The following is a 15,596-nucleotide window of genomic DNA, read 5'->3' as shown; positions in this document are numbered from 1 at the left end:
TGCAAGGCTTCAAACAGAGGGCTTTCCTGTCTCTGTTATTTACTGGCCGGAGCCGAGCATTGATAGGCCTGCTTGACGCAAGCGATTTGCGGCGTGGAGCATTCAGCTTTTCCGTCGGCAAGCGTGCAGACAGAGCATTGATCCGTGAACTCCTTGCAATCCGGATTGGCCTGTATGAATTCCTTCATGCTTTCCATCTGCGTTTGCTCTTGCGGCGTCGGCTGCGGAGCGTCCGCCGAAAGGGCAGGCGAGGTGCCCGATATTGCAAGCAGAAATGGCAGGATCAATCCAGCTATCGTCCGTGTCATCCTAAGGCTCCTCCATGGGTGATGCGCGAGTTTGCCATAAAATGCGCGCTTTGCCTGCATGGCGATGTGGTATCCGTCAAAAAAGCCCAGGAAAAACAAAAAAAGGCCGGGCAGAGCCCGGCCTTTCGTCGTCGTTTCAGGTTCTCTTCTGCAGGCGCCACAAAGAGAATAGCGTGACGAGCGCCATGACGGCGCAATAGCCGGCGAGTGGCCATGCGGTATCGCCGCCGAGGATGACGACAAACAAGGTGCCGATCAGACCGACGATCAGGCTTTCGACGCAGAAATAGAGAGCGACCGCCGTTCCTGCCGTATCGCCGAAGGCTCGAAGCGCGCCGTTTGCGGTGACCGCTGTCGTAAAGACGATGCCGATTGCGATAATCCACATCGGCAGGACGAAGCTGACGAAGGAGGGAGTTAGAAACAGCTCCCCGCCGGCGAGCAGTGTTGCGCCGACGAGCAGCATCAGCATTCCCCGGGCAAGGCTGCCGGCCGTGCCCCACCGCTTGACGAAGCGTCCGGCGAAGCGCGCCGTTGCGATCATCACCAGCGCCGCCGTTGCGAAAGCAAGGCTGAAGGCGAGGCTGGAGAAACCGGCCTGATCGATCAGCACGCGCGGAGCGGTCGAGAAGAAAACGAAAAATGCGCCCATGGCTGCGCTGAAGCCTATCGTATAGGTCCAGAAGGAAGGATCTTTCAGGATTGGACGAAAGGCTGTCTTCGGCCTCGAAACGGTTACCGGACGGGTTTCATCCCATCGTAACGTCGCATTGAAGATTGCAGCGAGTGTCAGGATGCCGAGAGCCAGGAAGATGGCACGCCATCCGAAATGGTTCGCAATCAAGGCGCCGGCGATGGGACCGACCGCCGGCACGAAGGACAGCATCGAGCCCAGCAGGCTGTAGATCACGGCACCTTCCGGACGTTCGGCATAGACATCGCGAACCGTTGCAAAGGTCGCGACGAGAGCCGCGGAAGCGCCGACCGCCTGCAGCAGTCGTAGTGCCATGAAGAGGTCGGCGGAGGAGGTGCCGGCCATCAGGAAGGAGGTGGCCGCAAACAGCGCCGCACCGCCGAGGAGCACAGGACGACGTCCGGCGATATCGGAAAGCGGACCGAAGACGATCTGGCCCGCGCCGAGTATGAGCATGTAGAGGCTGAGGGTCAGCTGGACGACGGCCGGCGACGTATCGAGTGCGCGAGGCATGATCGGGACGACAGGAAGATAGATATCCATTGCCAGTGAGGTAAGGATATCGAAGGGCGCCATCAGCAGCAGCGCTGCCGGCAGGCGATAGTTCCACGTTGGGATTCTTGAAGGCATAAGTAAGCATCCGCTCAAATAATTGGATTTGGCGGCGGCCTGTCTTTTCATCACGATCAGATTGGCTGGGACAGACGCCGCAACAACAAAAAAGCTGCTGCGGCCTATCTGTCTGCTGACGGAGTGCTTCCCATCGTAAGGTCCTGTCTGAGGCCTCGATTGTTTCGGAGGTGTTACGACTATCTATCAGACATCGCCCGCATACGACAATGTATAAAAGAAAAAGGCCGGGCAGAGCCCGGCCTTTCCAAATCCGATCTCGGATAAGCGATTAACGCTTGGAGAACTGGAACGAGCGACGTGCCTTCGCACGGCCGTACTTCTTACGCTCGACAACGCGGCTGTCGCGGGTCAGGAAGCCACCCTTCTTCAGGACCGAGCGCAGGCCCGGTTCGAAGTAGGTGAGAGCCTTGGACAGGCCGTGACGAACAGCACCGGCCTGGCCGGAGAGACCGCCACCGGCAACGGTAGCAATGATGTCGAACTGGCCATCACGGGCAGCAGCGACGATCGGCTGGCGCAGGATCATCTGCAGAACCGGACGGGCGAAATATGCCGTGTAGTCCTTGCCGTTGACGATGATTTTGCCAGAGCCGGCCTTGAGCCATACGCGGGCAACTGCGTCCTTGCGCTTGCCGGTCGCGTAGGAGCGACCGAGCGAGTCAACCTTGCGGACGTGAACGGGAGCAGCTGCTTCCGATACCGTGCCGAGATCCTTCAGGGAAGAGAGATCAGCCATTATCAGGCGCTCCTTACGTTCTTCTTGTTCAGCTTGGCCACGTCGAGAACGACCGGCTGCTGCGCTTCATGGGGATGGTTGGAGCCGGCGTAGACGCGCAGGTTCTTCATCTGGCGACGGCCGAGCGGGCCGCGGGGAACCATGCGTTCGACAGCCTTCTCAACGACGCGCTCCGGGAAGCGGCCTTCGATGATCTGACGAGCGGTACGCTCCTTGATGCCGCCGGCATAACCGGTGTGCCAGTAGTAAACCTTGTCTTCGTACTTCTTGCCGGTCAGAACGATCTTGTCGGCATTGATGACGATGACGTTGTCGCCGTCGTCGACGTGCGGCGTGAAGGTAGCCTTATGCTTGCCACGCAGACGCATAGCGATGATAGAAGCGAGACGACCAACGACAAGCCCTTCGGCGTCGATGAGAATCCACTTCTTCTCCACCTCTGCAGGCTTCTGGGAGAAGGTTGCCATGTTGTATACTCTCTTTTAGGACCCCGGACCCGAAGGCATCAGGGCGTTTCTTGTTGCTTGGTTTGACGAGCGAAACACACGCCAAAAAGAAAACAGCCCGGAAAGGCTGCGATCTGGGGCGGCTTATAGAGCGAATGTATGTGAAGGTCAATATGACGGATTTCGACGCTTGTAAAAATTACCTAGCAAAATCAGCATATTAATCGTACGGTATTTATATACCACATACTTTTCGACGTCAAACCAGCTTCAGAATCAGAACGCCCGCGGCAATAATCGCGCCGGCAATGTAGCGCCAAATGCTGGATCGCTCCTTCAGAATGACCACGGAAATCACCAGCGCGAACAGGATCGAGGTTTCGCGCAATGCCGCGACGGTGGCGACGGGCGCCTTCGTCATGGCCCATAGCGCCAGGCCGTAGGATGCGATGGAACCGGCGCCGCCGATCAGGCCGCGCCACCAGTTGTAGCGGACATGAGCGGCCACGGCATTCACTCCGCGCTGCGAGATCGCCCAGGTGAACAGCAGCACGGGCGGTAGCAGCGCCATCCACAGCGTATAGGATATGGAATTGCCCGATAGCCGTGCCCCGATGCCGTCGACATAGGTATAGGTGGCGATCACCACGGAATTGGAAAGCGCGAGCTTGATGGCTGTCCGGCCGCCCTTCCGTGCCTCGAAGGCCAGCGTCATGATGCCCGCGCAGATGGTCATGATGCCGAGGATGGCTCCACCCGACAGGCTCTCCTTAAGGATGAAGCCGCTGGTCGCCGCGATGATCATCGGCGCAACGCCGCGCATCAGCGGGTAGACGAGGCCGATATCACCGGCGCGATAGGCGGCGGCCACCAGTTGGAAATAGGCGAATTGCAGGATCGCCGACGCGCCGATGAAGGGCCAGGCGGCCGAGGCGGGCAACGGCAGAAACGACAGGAAGGGCAGGGCGGTGATTGCGCCGCCGGCTGCGACCAGAGCCGCATCCAGCGATTTATCGGTGCCGGCCTTGATGATCGCATTCCAGGTCGCGTGCAGCATGGCACCGAGAAGGACGAGAGCGATGACGTCAAGAGACACGGAAACCTCGGGGGAATAGGCTATGGCGGGCAAAAAACTTGATAATTTGTGGTTATCGCGCCGTCATTTGATCCTCAATGCATCAAAAAGCAACAGACGAGCTGTTTGTGGAACGTTGCGGCCGTATCACCGTATTTCAGACCCACGGAAATATACGGGTCTTCTCGTTTCCTGTCCGTTCCATTTCCGGCTTACAACTATAAGGCGTTTCTAATGCATGTGAGTATGAAGCGAGAACAAAAATCGGATGTCGAGTGAACGCATTGTGGCAGCTTTTGTCGATAAGTTCCCAAAGCGCTGTGAAAATATGGGAGAGGAGTAGGTTAACTAATTGGACCATCCCGCTCCGTTCGGTCATCCGTCAGACGAAGCGGGACAAGTATAGCGCAGCATGAAGGGTGGTCAGCGAAAGCGGGGGCCGCAAAATTCAAGAACAATGCCTAATCGGCGCAACTCTAGCTTTTTCTGGGAAAATCGACTAACATTCCCAACAGAGACAATAAAAAGTAATATTTATTTCGGAATAAGTGATTTTTAACCACGGTCTTTTTCTCTGAGAAATTCATGTGGTGGCATATATCGGCCGTTCGCAATCAGTTCTCATTTCCTCATGCATCATGAGTTCTTGCTAATTATCCTCTGAATGAACGGTGAACAAAAGTTGCATTTCATGAGAACGCAACCCGCCATCTGCGGGGAGCGTGACTGAAAGCGCTTTGGGCAATAACCGCAAAATCTATGCGCCAGAAACTATTTTGCGTTGCAACGGCCACCAACGGCGGCCTGACGATAGATAATGGCGGCTCCGATTCGAATCCGGGGGACGTATTCGAAAATGGAGAAAGGCCCGGAGCGATCAGATGCTTATCGGGCCGTGATTGATCCGGCGACGATGCCAATCTCGTCAGCGCCGAAAGAGAATATCGTCGTCGTCGAAGTCGCTTGACGGTCGGCAAGTATAGACGGGGCAATTGGCCCGGTCTTTGGTCGGCATGTAGTCCTGGTAGGCATAGTAACCGGCATTGCAGGCATTGCTGTCCGAGACGTAGCGATCGTAGAGCGTCATGTTGCGCACCCTCGTGGACGGATAGCGCATGATGACGGCTCGCTCACGGTTGATGACCGCCCTGGCCTCGGCACAGGTGAAAGACATGGCGTTATAGCGTGATATCGCCAGAGCCGGCGTGGCGGCCGAGGCGATCAGCAGGCTTAGCAGGATGAATTTTTTCATCGAGGCAATCCTCCCTGAAACTGTTATAATTCTTATATATACATCCAAAAGCGAAGCTTTGGCTTCTGGATTTGTGACAAAACACAAGTGTGATCGAATAGGGAGGCTCCGTGATGAACCACGACCGTTATGACGATTCCTATATCGCCGATATTCTTCTATCCGTGCGGACCATCGCGCTCGTCGGCGCATCGCCCAATCCCGAGCGCCCGAGCAACGGCGTCATGGCCTATCTGATGGCGCGGGGCTATCGCGTCATTCCGGTCAATCCCGGACAGGCCGGCAAGGAGATCCTCGGTCAATGGGTTTTCGGCCATCTGTCCGATATTCCGGAGCCGGTCGACATGGTCGATGTCTTTCGCGCCCCGGAATATCTGAGAACGGTGGTCGAGGAGACGATCATGATCGAGCCGCGCCCGCCCGTCATCTGGGGTCAGCTTGGCGTGCGGGACGATGCTGCTGCAGCGAGAGCGGAAGCTGCCGGCGTCAAGGTCATCATGGACCGCTGCCCGGCAATCGAATATCCACGGCTGGTCGCCTGACTGAGGCATAGCGCTCGACCGCGACCGTTGGCCGTTTGTCGCGCGGTATCACCGAAAGAGAGCAAGTTTTTCCTGTAAGAGGAAGAGCTTGGAAAACTTCGCGGTTACCTTTCAGATCCCGGGCGCTATGATCCCGTTGCTGCAATAACAATCTCGACGGGAGGAAAAGGCATGGCGACGAACAATCCAGGTTTCGACACACTGGCGATCCATGCGGGTGCGCAGCCGGACCCGACGACGGGTGCCCGCACGACGCCGATCTACCAGACGACCTCCTTCGTCTTTCAGGATGCGGATCATGCCGCTGCACTCTTCGGGTTGCAGCAGTTCGGCAATATCTATACCCGCATCATGAACCCGACCCAGGCGGTGCTGGAGGAGAGGGTGGCGGCTCTCGAAGGCGGCACGGCGGGCCTTGCGGTTGCCTCCGGCCACGCCGCCCAGTTGCTTGTCTTCCACGCCATCATGCAGCCGGGCGATAATTTCGTCGCGGCCAAGCGTCTCTATGGCGGCTCGATCAATCAGTTCGGCCATTCCTTCCAGAATTTCGATTGGCATGTACGCTGGGCCGACAGCGATGATCCCGCCACCTTCGAGGCGCAGATCGACGGACGCACCCGCGCCATCTTCATCGAAAGTCTCGCAAATCCCGGCGGCACCTTCGTCGATATCGCGGCCATTGCCGCCATTGCCCGCAAGCACGGCCTGCCGCTGATCGTCGACAATACCCTGGCCAGTCCCTATCTCATCCGGCCACTGGAGCATGGCGCCGATATCGTCGTGCATTCGCTGACCAAATTCATCGGCGGTCACGGCAACTCCATGGGCGGCGTGATCATCGATGGCGGCACCTTCGACTGGTCCGCCTCGGGCAACTATCCGATGCTGTCAACGCCGCGGCCGGAATATAACGGCATCGTGCTGCACGCGACCTTCGGCAATTTCGCCTTCGCCATCGCCTGCCGCGTCCTTGGCCTTCGCGATCTCGGCCCCGCCATTTCACCCTTCAACGCCTTCCTGATCCTGACCGGCATCGAGACGCTGCCGCTGCGCATGCAGCGCCATTCCGACAATGCGATTGCCGTCGCCCGCTGGCTGAAGGGGCACGACAAGGTGGCCTGGGTAAATTATGCCGGCCTCGAGGATCACCCGAACCACGCGTTGCAGCAGCGCTATTCGCCAAAGGGGGCGGGCTCCGTCTTTACCTTCGGCCTGAAGGGCGGTTATGAGGCAGGCAAGGGCTTCGTGGAGGCTCTGGAACTGTTCTCCCATCTCGCCAATATCGGCGACACCCGCTCGCTGGTGATCCATCCGGCCTCGACGACGCACAAGCAGCTCACCGACGAACAGAGGATTGGCGCCGGCGCCGGCCCCGATGTGGTGCGCCTGTCGATCGGCATCGAGGACGTCAAGGACATCATCGCCGACCTGGAGCAGGCCCTGGCGAAGGTTTGACGGGCTACAACTACTTTCTCGGTTCACGGCCTCCAGGAGATCTCAATTTCGTTACAATTGGTCCGCTACAACTTTAGCGACGAATTGAAACGGTGAGCACCAGAAAACTATGACCTCAAGATTGCGCGTAGCGGTCCTCTTCGGCGGACAGTCCTCTGAACACGATGTTTCCCTCATGTCCGCCCGCAACGTCATTAAAGCAATCGATGTCGACAAATACGAGATCGTGCCGATTGTCATCCGCCGCGATGGACAGTGGCTGCTGACCGCTTTGGAAGGGGGAGCGCTGCCGGACCCGGTCGTTTATGCGGGGAGCGAAGTTTGCCTGCTGCCGGGTGGTAAGGGCCGGATTCTCGCTGTCGGCGACCCGACCGGACCGCGCGAGCTGCCGGCGATAGACATCCTGTTCCCGGTTCTGCACGGTCTCTATGGCGAGGATGGCTCCATCCAGGGCCTCGCCCGAATGGTCGGCGTTCCGTTGGTCGGCTGCGGCATCCTGGGATCGGCAACCGCCATCGACAAGGATATCGCCAAGCGCCTGCTGCGCGACGCCGGCCTGCCGGTCGCCCGTTCGATCACCGTGAGACCTGGCGATACTCTATCGTTTGAGGAGGCAGCGAGTGCCTTGGGCTCGCCCGTTTTCGTCAAGCCGGTGCGACAGGGCTCTTCCGTCGGCGTCAGCAAGGCGGCGAACGCCGAGGAATTTCGCGCGGCGCTCATCGAGGCGTTCAAGCATGACGACAAGGTGCTCATAGAAGAGTTCGTCAAGGCGCGCGAAATCGAATGCGCCGTCCTGGAGCAGACCGATGGCACGCTGTTCGTTTCCCTGCCCGGCGAGATCGTCACCGGCCAGGACCACAGCTTCTATACCTATGACGCAAAGTATATCGATGAGGATGGCGCCATAACCAGCGTTCCGGCACAATTGCCTGCCGATCTCACCCAGCATCTCCGCGAGCTCTCGCTGGACGCGTTTCGCGCATTGGGCTGCGAAGGTCTCGCGCGCGTCGATTTCTTCGTGAGGCCGGACATGAGCATGGTGGTGAACGAGGTCAATACGATGCCGGGCTTCACCAATATCAGCATGTACCCGAAGGCCATGGAAGCGACGGGGATTTCCTATCCGGCGCTCGTCGACCGGCTAATCGAACACGGGCTTGCAAGAGGCGGTCGATAGCCAGGTCTTCAGGCCTGGTGTTCCTGAACGTCGCGAAGCCAACCGAATGCGGTGCACTACGACCGAGTGTTTCCAGATCGTCATGAGGGATTTATGACAACATATTTACGATTGGATACCGACGGCATCGAGCCGGAAACGGGTGCACCGGCCGACGATCGCATCATTTCCGGAGCACCGGAATTCCGCACCTGGAATGCCGAGGAGGCCGATGGCGGGCTCTATGCGGGCATCTGGGAAGCGACGCCCGGCAAATGGAAGATCGTCTATGACGAGTGGGAATATTTCCACATCCTCTCCGGTCATTCGGTGGTAACCGCCGAGAATGGCGAGACTTTTCACCTGCGCGCCGGTGACCGGATGATCCTAAAGCCCGGCTTCAAGGGGACGTGGGAAGTCATTGAAACGACTCGCAAGGACTATGTGATCCGTCTCTGACGGCGCCTTGGATTTTGCCGCAAAGCCAGTTGAATCAAAACATGAAGACCGGTGCCGCTTCGATTGCGCGCCGGTCTTTGCCGTGCCGTCCGCGCGATAACCATTTCCATTGCCACAGGTTGTGTCACCGGGCTTTCACCAAACTGTCATCAAACTGAAACACTGCGCCTTTAGACGCATCACTGTCGCCAGGAGATTCAGGTGGGCGTTACCAACCGATGGGACACCCCGCGCCGGACTCCTGCTCGCCATCCTTTCATCACTTGAGGAAGTGAGTCTAACATGCTGAACCAGAAATTTCGTTCGCTTTGCCTGACGGCAGGCTTCATCGCTGCCATGTCCGTTTCGGCCTCGGCTGCCGACATCACAGGCGCTGGCTCGAGCTTCATCGCGCCGGTTCTGTCCAAGTGGGCTGAAGGCTACAAGGCTGCGACGAACAATGTCGTCAACTACCAGTCTGTCGGTTCGGGCGCCGGCATCAAGCAGCTCCTCGACAAGACCATCGTATTCGGCGCTTCGGACAAGCCGATGAGCGACGCTGACCTCGAGAAGAACGGCATTGCCCAGTTCCCGATGATCTCCGGCGGCATCGTCGTTTCCTATAATGTTGAAGGCGTAAAGCCGGGCGAACTCGTTCTCGACGGCAAGACGCTGTCCGACATCTTCCTCGGCAAGATCGCCAAGTGGGACGATGCGGCCATCAAGGCCCTCAACCCCGACGTCAAGCTGCCTTCCACGCCGATCTCCGTCGTTTATCGCGCCGACAGCTCGGGCACGACCTTCAACTTCACCGACTACCTGGCGAAGGTTTCGCCGGAGTGGAAGGAAAAGGTTGGTTCGAACACGGCGGTTGAATGGCCGGTCGGCTTCGGCGCCAAGGGTTCCGAAGGCGTTTCCACCACTGTCAACCAGACAGCTGGTTCGATCTCCTACGTTGAATATTCCTACGTCATCGCCAACCACATTGGTTTCGCGAAGATGAAGAATGCTGCCGGCAAGGTTATCGAGCCGAGCCTCGAGACATTCAAGGCTGCTGCTTCCAACGCCGATTGGGCCAACGCCAAGAACTTCAACCTCATCATCACCAATCAGCCGGGCGATCAGAGCTGGCCGATTGCAGCTTCGACCTGGGTTCTGCTCTACAAGAAGCCGGCCGATCCTGCTCTCAACGAAGAAGCGCTGAAATTCTTCAAGTGGTCCTATGAGCACGGACAGAAGGACGCGACCGCCCTGTCCTATCTTGCGATCCCGGAGAGTGTTGCCGCGGTTGTCGAGAAGTCCTGGACGAAGGACTTTGGCGCGAAGTAATTTGTGCTAGCTGAGAAGTTACGGCGGACAGGGCACGGCCCTGTCCGCCTTTCGTGACAGGACAAGGGGAAATCGATGGCTGACGCGACTCAGACGGCTGGCTTCCAGGCACTGGATACCAGCGCCGTCACCAGAAAATTCCGGATACAGGATCGAATTTTCTATTTTATGACGTTTGGCTCGGCTGCTCTTGTCGTGCTTCTGCTGCTGGCAATCATCGTGGTTCTCATCATCGATGCCTTGCCAACCTTCCAGGCCTTCGGGTTTTCGTTCCTCTGGGGCACGAAGTGGAGCGCTCCCGCCGATATTTATGGTGCTGTCCCTGCCGTGGTCGGTACGCTGGTGAGTTCGCTCATCGCCATGCTGATCGCCGTTCCCCTGGGCATCGGCATCGCCATCTTCCTCACGGAACTTTGCCCCGGCAGCCTGCGACGTCCGATCAGTACGGCCATCGAGCTTCTGGCCGGTATTCCCTCCATTATCTACGGCATCGTCGGCCTCTTCATTCTCGTGCCGCTGATGCAGACCTATATCCTGCCCTTCCTTATGATGACGATCGGCCAGGTGCCGGTGATCGGCCTGCTGTTCCAGCCGCCGGCGCCGGGCGTCGGCCTGTTGACGGCAAGCCTCGTGCTGGCCATCATGATCCTGCCGTTCATCACCGCGATCTCCCGCGACGTGTTCAGCACCGTGCCGCCGATGCTGCGTGAATCCGCTTACGGCACGGGCATGACCACATGGGAAGTGGCCCGCCACATCCTGATCCCCTATACACGTCGCGGCCTCGTCGGCGGCATCATGCTCGGCCTCGGCCGCGCGCTTGGCGAAACCATGGCCGTCACGTTCGTCATAGGTTCGGTCAGCCGTCTGCAATCGTCGATCATCTCGCCGTCCACCACCATTTCCGCCCAGATCGCGAACAACTTCGGCGACGCCGACGGTCTGCAATTGTCGAGCCTGATTGCGCTCGGCCTGCTCCTGTTCGTCCTTTCCTTCTGCGTGCTTGCGGTGGCGAGGTGGATGATCGGTCGCGGCAACGCGCTTTGAGGAATAAACCCATGGACAATGCAATTCGTCAGAACCTCGTCTCGAGGCGTTATGGGAAGAACCGGGTGATGATGGTCTTGTGCCTCATCGCGGCCATTCTCGGCATATTCTTTCTCAGCGTGATCCTTGGAACCCTGGTTTATCGCGGTGTATCGGCGCTCAGCCTTGACGTGTTCACCATGTCGATCCCGGCCCAGGGTTCGCGCGGTGGCCTGATCAACGCAATCTACGGAACAGTACTGGTCACGGGCTGCGCCATCCTGATCGCCGCGCCGATCGGCATTCTCGCCGCCACCTATCTGGTGGAGTATGCCAACGGCACCAAGCTTGCCGAGGCCGCCAAGTTCCTGAACGACATCCTGCTGTCCGCACCCTCGATCATCATCGGCGTGTTTGTCTACGGCGCCGTGGTCGTGCCCATGCACGGCAACTCTGCCTTCGCCGGCATCCTCGCGCTGGCGCTGATCGCCCTTCCGGTCGTCAACCGCACGACGCAGGATATGCTGTTGCTAGTGCCAAACGAGCTTCGTGAGGCGACCGCTGCGCTCGGCGCGCCGCGCTGGAAGTCCATGACGATGGTGATCTACCGGTCCGCCTGGACAGGCATCCTCACCGGCATCCTGCTGGCCATAGCCCGTATCAGCGGTGAAACTGCGCCGCTCCTCTTCACGGCCGGTTACAGCAAATTCATGAATGCAGGCCTGACCGGTCCAATCGCCACGCTGCCGGTTGCCATCAATACGCTCGCCGCCGATGCAGGCGAGGATCTCAAACAACTGGCCTGGGCCGGCGCGCTGATCATCACCGTTGCCATCCTCGCCCTCAACATCCTTGCCCGTGTCTTGAGTGGACGCCGCCAATGACGCCGCCGAACGATAGGAATGAGACCATGAACATGAGCGACAACAATTTCCAGAGCGTCAACGCACAGCCGGGGAAGGACGCCGTTTCTCAGTCGGATCTCGGCATGATCGCGAAACTTGAGGTGAAGAACCTCGATTTCACCTATCAGAACGGCCATCGCGTTCTGAAGGGTGTGAATATGAACATTCGCAAAAATGCGGTTACCGCCTTCATCGGCCCTTCGGGTTGCGGTAAGTCCACGCTGCTGCGCACGTTCAACCGGATGTATGATCTCTATCCGGGTCAGACGGTTGGGGGTGAGATCCTGCTGGACGGTCGCAATATTCTTGCCAAGGACGTCGATCTGAACGATTTGCGCGCCAAGGTCGGCATGGTGTTCCAGAAGCCCACGCCGTTCCCGATGTCGATCTATGAAAACGTCGCTTTCGGCATCCGGCTCTACGAGAAGATTTCCAAGGCGGAAATGGACGCCCGCGTCGAAGCGGCGCTGACGGAAACAGCCTTATGGAGCGAAGTGAAGGAAAAGCTGCACCAGAGCGGACTTGGCCTTTCCGGCGGTCAGCAGCAGCGCCTCTGCATCGCCCGTGCCATCGCCTTGCGTCCGGAAGTCCTGCTCCTCGACGAGCCGACCTCGGCGCTTGACCCGATCTCGACCGCCAAGATCGAGGAGCTGGTATCTCAGCTGAAGGGCGAGTTCACCATCGTCATCGTGACGCACAACATGCAGCAGGCAAGCCGCATCTCCGACAGCACCGCCTTCATGTATCTGGGCGATCTGATCGAATACGGCCCGACCGAGCAGATCTTCCAGGCGCCGAAGGTGAAGCGCACGGAAGACTACATCACCGGCCGTTACGGCTGATACGACAAAAGCGGGTATCGCCCGCTGCCGGCAATTTTGCGATGGCGCGCCCGCTTGGCGCGCCATTTTTCGTTTTGGGGCATGATCGAGCGAACCGACAGGCTCGCGCCCGCCAAGCTCACCAGCTCAGTTCGAGCTTGTCGAGGCCGTGGAAGTGATAGACGTCCTTGACCTCGGGCGTCTTCTGAAGCTTCAGGCCGGGCAGGCGCTCGAACAGGATCGGCAGCACCACGTTCAGCTCCAGTCGAGCCAGCGGCGCGCCTATGCAGAAATGGATGCCGGCCCCGAAGGAGAGGTTCGGCGCTTCATTGCGGTCGGGCTTGAAGGTGAGGGGATCGGAGAATTTCTTGGGGTCCAGATTGGCGGCGGCGAGAATCATCGCCACCTTGTCGCCGCGCTGGAAGGAGACGCCGTCTATTTCCGTCGGCTCCAGGCACCAGCGGTCGAAGATATGCACCGGCGCGCAGATGCGCAGCGTCTCTTCCACGGTGCGCTCGGTCGTTGCCTCGTCCTTGAAAAGTGCCGATGGCGCATAGCCGCTTTCGAGGATGACGCGGACGGAATTGCCGATCTGATGCACGGTCGCCTCGTGCCCGGCGTTCAGCAGCACGATCGTCGTCGACACCAGCTCGTCCTCGGTCAGATACTGGCTCTTATGCTCGGTAGTGATCATATGCGTCAGGAGATCGTCGCGCGGATTGGCGCGGCGTTCGCGGATGACGGATTTCACATAGTCGGAGAATTCCTTCGCCGCCTGATCCGCTGCGTCCTCATCCTCGCGCGTGCGGCCGAACATGTACATGCGGACATAGGCATGCGACCACTTCAAGAGTTGTGGCCCCATCTCCTCCGGGATACCGATCATCCGCGCGATCATGGTGACGGGGATGATATCGGCAAAGGCCGAGAGCAGCTCCACTTCGCCGTTCTTCTCGAATTTATCGATCAGCCGATTGGCCAGCTCAGCCAGCTCCGGCTTCATTTTCTCGACATGGCGGGAGACGAAGGCGCGGTTGACGAGGGTGCGAAGTCGCGTGTGTTCCGGTGGCTCGATTTCGAGCAGAGAATGTTGTTCGGAGAGATCGAAATTTTTCAGGTGTGGCAGCGGCGCGGGCATGCCGAGCTCTTCGCGGTTGGCGATATGCAGGATCTGCCGGCCGAAGCGGCGGTCGCGCAGCAGCCCGTTCACATGGTCGTAGCCGATGAAATACCATCGCCTCTGCTCTTCCCAATAGAATGTGGGACATTCGGCATGCAAGGCGGCGTAGACCGCGTTCGGGTTGCTGTAGAAAGCGGGATCGCGGCCGTTGAGGGAGAGGCGGCGCGAGACGGGATCGATGGAGAAGACGGAAGATATGGTCATGACGAGAGGATTATCGGAATAAATCGAATGGGAAAAGACCGTTACATCTGGGCGAGCGTACCGAGACGACGGAGCGCATGAATCTGGTCGTCGAGCGTCGGCACCAGTTCGCCGCCGTTCGGATCCGGCGGCATGTCGGTCGCCGTCGACGCTTCCGCCTCGCCGAAGACGACGGTGCAGTTGCGGCCCGCGCGTTTGGCGGCATAAAGCGCCCGATCGGCGGCGGAAACGAGCCGGTCCCAATTAGCGCTGCCGCAGGGCATGATCGCCAGCCCGACGCTGACCGTCGCCGATACGAACGATTGGCCGGCAAGCAGCGGCGCACGGCAGACTTCCGCACGGACCGTCTCGGCGATCGCCTCGGCCTCGGCCTGATCGGCGACTGGGATGAAGGCGATGAATTCCTCGCCGCCCATGCGGCCGAATGCGCCGCTTTCGGGTATGAACTGCCGACCGATGCGGGCAAATTCGGCAAGCACGGTGTCGCCGGTCTGATGGCCATAACGATCGTTGATCGCCTTGAAGTGGTCGAGATCGAACAGCAGCACGGCAATCTTGTGCGAACCCCTTGCTGCCTTTTTGACGACAAGGGGCAAATAATCCTGCAGGCCGCGCCGGTTCAGGACGCCCGTCAGCATGTCCGTGATCGAAATCGTTCGCCAGTGCCGCTCGGCGCGCTCCATCAGCAACCGGCCGCTGAGCGCAATGGCCGTAGTGATCAGCAACGCATATCCAAGGGCGGAATAGCCGCGATAGATCAACGCCTCTTCGAAGCTCGGTCTGAGAAGTATCATCGACATGGAGGAGATGAGGCAGTCGCAGGCGAGAGCCATCAACACGAGACCAAGCAGACCGCGTGTTGCCTCGCGCCGGCCTTCCGCCGGGCGCACTGCGCGAGCCATCAGCATCGCACCGACAGCGCCCGCCAGGTCATACAGGAAGACTCGGTTGGCATAGCTCTCATGGATCCATGGCAGCCCGATGCCGGCGATCCAGATCGCCGGTGGCAGCAGCGACGACCACTGGAGCTTGCGCTTGTCCATCCGGTGAAACCCAGCGATCCAGGCGCTCTCGCCGAGGAGAGCGATCCCATTGCCGAATTCGATCGACAGTGGATCCGGAATGAGGCCACGCGCCGCCACGAGACCGAACCCGACGGCGCTGAAGGCGAAGCCCAGCGCCCACATCAGATAGGCCGGCATCTGGCGATTGTGCCGCCAGGCGAGAAAAAGCACGGCAGCGAGCGTGATCGCTTCCGAGCACCAGATGGTCAGTCCCGTGGTGATATTGAGCACGGTCGGCGTTTCTCCCTTTCCGCGGCGCGGATAGCGACGGCGTAAGGGGACAGGGCAACGCTTGCAATCGTCGCCGAGTAAGATGATGAGTTTCTTGAGCC

The 15,596-nt window shown here is 59.2% G+C and carries 16 protein-coding genes; 8 read left to right on the top strand and 8 right to left on the bottom strand.

Annotation, left to right across the window (positions count from 1 at the left end):
- Positions 1 to 35: 35 nt before the first annotated feature.
- From PMI03_RS10440 to PMI03_RS10415, 6 genes are all read right to left on the bottom strand, one after another.
- Positions 36 to 308, bottom strand: coding sequence for a hypothetical protein (locus PMI03_RS10440; protein WP_007692729.1), 273 nt, complete (start codon positions 306 to 308; stop codon positions 36 to 38).
- 136 nt (positions 309 to 444) lie between these two features.
- Positions 445 to 1,632 (bottom strand): CmlA/FloR family chloramphenicol efflux MFS transporter, encoded by a 1,188-nt coding sequence (gene cml / locus PMI03_RS10435; RefSeq protein WP_007692727.1) that lies wholly within the window; start codon positions 1,630 to 1,632, stop codon positions 445 to 447.
- Between the two features lie 271 nt (positions 1,633 to 1,903).
- Positions 1,904 to 2,371, bottom strand: a complete 468-nt coding sequence (gene rpsI / locus PMI03_RS10430; RefSeq protein ID WP_007692725.1) for a 30S ribosomal protein S9 — start codon at positions 2,369 to 2,371, stop codon at positions 1,904 to 1,906.
- A gap of 2 nt (positions 2,372 to 2,373) precedes the next feature.
- On the bottom strand, positions 2,374 to 2,838 hold the full coding sequence (gene rplM, locus PMI03_RS10425) for a 50S ribosomal protein L13 (RefSeq protein ID WP_007692724.1): 465 nt from the start codon (positions 2,836 to 2,838) through the stop codon (positions 2,374 to 2,376).
- Between the two features lie 238 nt (positions 2,839 to 3,076).
- Positions 3,077 to 3,913 (bottom strand): EamA family transporter, encoded by an 837-nt coding sequence (locus PMI03_RS10420; protein ID WP_007692723.1) that lies wholly within the window; start codon positions 3,911 to 3,913, stop codon positions 3,077 to 3,079.
- Positions 3,914 to 4,817: 904 nt separating this feature from the next.
- Complete coding sequence (locus PMI03_RS10415) at positions 4,818 to 5,144, bottom strand: hypothetical protein (protein ID WP_007692722.1); 327 nt, start codon at positions 5,142 to 5,144, stop codon at positions 4,818 to 4,820.
- Positions 5,145 to 5,257: 113 nt separating this feature from the next.
- Between PMI03_RS10415 and PMI03_RS10410 the strand changes: the two genes are divergently transcribed.
- The 8 genes from PMI03_RS10410 to pstB all read left to right on the top strand — a co-directional run bounded on the left by PMI03_RS10410 (position 5,258) and on the right by pstB (position 12,837).
- Positions 5,258 to 5,686 (top strand): CoA-binding protein, encoded by a 429-nt coding sequence (locus PMI03_RS10410; protein WP_007692721.1) that lies wholly within the window; start codon positions 5,258 to 5,260, stop codon positions 5,684 to 5,686.
- A gap of 171 nt (positions 5,687 to 5,857) precedes the next feature.
- A complete protein-coding gene (locus PMI03_RS10405) occupies positions 5,858 to 7,141 on the top strand; it encodes an O-acetylhomoserine aminocarboxypropyltransferase (protein WP_007692720.1) in 1,284 nt (427 codons plus the stop codon).
- A gap of 109 nt (positions 7,142 to 7,250) precedes the next feature.
- A complete protein-coding gene (locus tag PMI03_RS10400) occupies positions 7,251 to 8,318 on the top strand; it encodes a D-alanine--D-alanine ligase family protein (protein ID WP_007692719.1) in 1,068 nt (355 codons plus the stop codon).
- Between the two features lie 93 nt (positions 8,319 to 8,411).
- Positions 8,412 to 8,756 (top strand): cupin domain-containing protein, encoded by a 345-nt coding sequence (locus PMI03_RS10395; protein ID WP_007692718.1) that lies wholly within the window; start codon positions 8,412 to 8,414, stop codon positions 8,754 to 8,756.
- 336 nt (positions 8,757 to 9,092) lie between these two features.
- Positions 9,093 to 10,064, top strand: coding sequence for a phosphate ABC transporter substrate-binding protein PstS (gene pstS, locus PMI03_RS10390; RefSeq protein ID WP_229202600.1), 972 nt, complete (start codon positions 9,093 to 9,095; stop codon positions 10,062 to 10,064).
- Between the two features lie 75 nt (positions 10,065 to 10,139).
- The gene (gene pstC / locus PMI03_RS10385; protein WP_007692716.1) at positions 10,140 to 11,111 is read left to right on the top strand and encodes a phosphate ABC transporter permease subunit PstC; all 972 of its coding nucleotides are present in this window, start codon (positions 10,140 to 10,142) and stop codon (positions 11,109 to 11,111) included.
- An 11-nt stretch (positions 11,112 to 11,122) separates the two neighbouring features.
- Positions 11,123 to 11,974, top strand: coding sequence for a phosphate ABC transporter permease PstA (pstA, locus tag PMI03_RS10380; protein WP_007692714.1), 852 nt, complete (start codon positions 11,123 to 11,125; stop codon positions 11,972 to 11,974).
- Between the two features lie 104 nt (positions 11,975 to 12,078).
- A complete protein-coding gene (gene pstB / locus PMI03_RS10375; RefSeq protein ID WP_034519485.1) occupies positions 12,079 to 12,837 on the top strand; it encodes a phosphate ABC transporter ATP-binding protein PstB in 759 nt (252 codons plus the stop codon).
- A gap of 118 nt (positions 12,838 to 12,955) precedes the next feature.
- Here pstB and PMI03_RS10370 read toward each other — a convergent pair whose 3' ends face one another.
- Together PMI03_RS10370 and PMI03_RS10365 are read right to left on the bottom strand one after the other, a co-directional pair.
- Positions 12,956 to 14,200 carry a cytochrome P450 gene (locus PMI03_RS10370; protein ID WP_007692712.1) on the bottom strand — a complete coding sequence of 415 codons (1,245 nt, stop codon included), beginning with the start codon at positions 14,198 to 14,200 and terminating at the stop codon, positions 12,956 to 12,958.
- Between the two features lie 41 nt (positions 14,201 to 14,241).
- The gene (locus PMI03_RS10365) at positions 14,242 to 15,495 is read right to left on the bottom strand and encodes a diguanylate cyclase (RefSeq protein ID WP_039973784.1); all 1,254 of its coding nucleotides are present in this window, start codon (positions 15,493 to 15,495) and stop codon (positions 14,242 to 14,244) included.
- Between the last annotated feature and the right edge of the window lie 101 nt (positions 15,496 to 15,596).

It is taken from the genome of Rhizobium sp. AP16, from assembly GCF_000281735.1.
Taxonomy (GTDB): Bacteria; Pseudomonadota; Alphaproteobacteria; order Rhizobiales; family Rhizobiaceae; genus Rhizobium; species Rhizobium rhizogenes.
Note: the sequence above shows the minus strand (reverse complement) of the source record. Positions and strands in the feature narration are given on the sequence as shown.

What these genes read in the sequence shown, in the direction of transcription:
- PMI03_RS10440 (WP_007692729.1), bottom strand. Translation starts at nt 308, where the DNA reads ATGACACGGACGATAGCTGGATTGATCCTGCCATTTCTGCTTGCAATA.
- cml (WP_007692727.1), bottom strand. Translation starts at nt 1,632, where the DNA reads ATGCCTTCAAGAATCCCAACGTGGAACTATCGCCTGCCGGCAGCGCTG.
- rpsI (WP_007692725.1), bottom strand. Translation starts at nt 2,371, where the DNA reads ATGGCTGATCTCTCTTCCCTGAAGGATCTCGGCACGGTATCGGAAGCA.
- rplM (WP_007692724.1), bottom strand. Translation starts at nt 2,838, where the DNA reads ATGGCAACCTTCTCCCAGAAGCCTGCAGAGGTGGAGAAGAAGTGGATT.
- PMI03_RS10415 (WP_007692722.1), bottom strand. Translation starts at nt 5,144, where the DNA reads ATGAAAAAATTCATCCTGCTAAGCCTGCTGATCGCCTCGGCCGCCACG.
- PMI03_RS10410 (WP_007692721.1), top strand. Translation starts at nt 5,258, where the DNA reads ATGAACCACGACCGTTATGACGATTCCTATATCGCCGATATTCTTCTA.
- PMI03_RS10405 (WP_007692720.1), top strand. Translation starts at nt 5,858, where the DNA reads ATGGCGACGAACAATCCAGGTTTCGACACACTGGCGATCCATGCGGGT.
- PMI03_RS10400 (WP_007692719.1), top strand. Translation starts at nt 7,251, where the DNA reads ATGACCTCAAGATTGCGCGTAGCGGTCCTCTTCGGCGGACAGTCCTCT.
- PMI03_RS10395 (WP_007692718.1), top strand. Translation starts at nt 8,412, where the DNA reads ATGACAACATATTTACGATTGGATACCGACGGCATCGAGCCGGAAACG.
- pstS (WP_229202600.1), top strand. Translation starts at nt 9,093, where the DNA reads ATGTCCGTTTCGGCCTCGGCTGCCGACATCACAGGCGCTGGCTCGAGC.
- pstC (WP_007692716.1), top strand. Translation starts at nt 10,140, where the DNA reads ATGGCTGACGCGACTCAGACGGCTGGCTTCCAGGCACTGGATACCAGC.
- pstA (WP_007692714.1), top strand. Translation starts at nt 11,123, where the DNA reads ATGGACAATGCAATTCGTCAGAACCTCGTCTCGAGGCGTTATGGGAAG.
- pstB (WP_034519485.1), top strand. Translation starts at nt 12,079, where the DNA reads ATGATCGCGAAACTTGAGGTGAAGAACCTCGATTTCACCTATCAGAAC.
- PMI03_RS10370 (WP_007692712.1), bottom strand. Translation starts at nt 14,200, where the DNA reads ATGACCATATCTTCCGTCTTCTCCATCGATCCCGTCTCGCGCCGCCTC.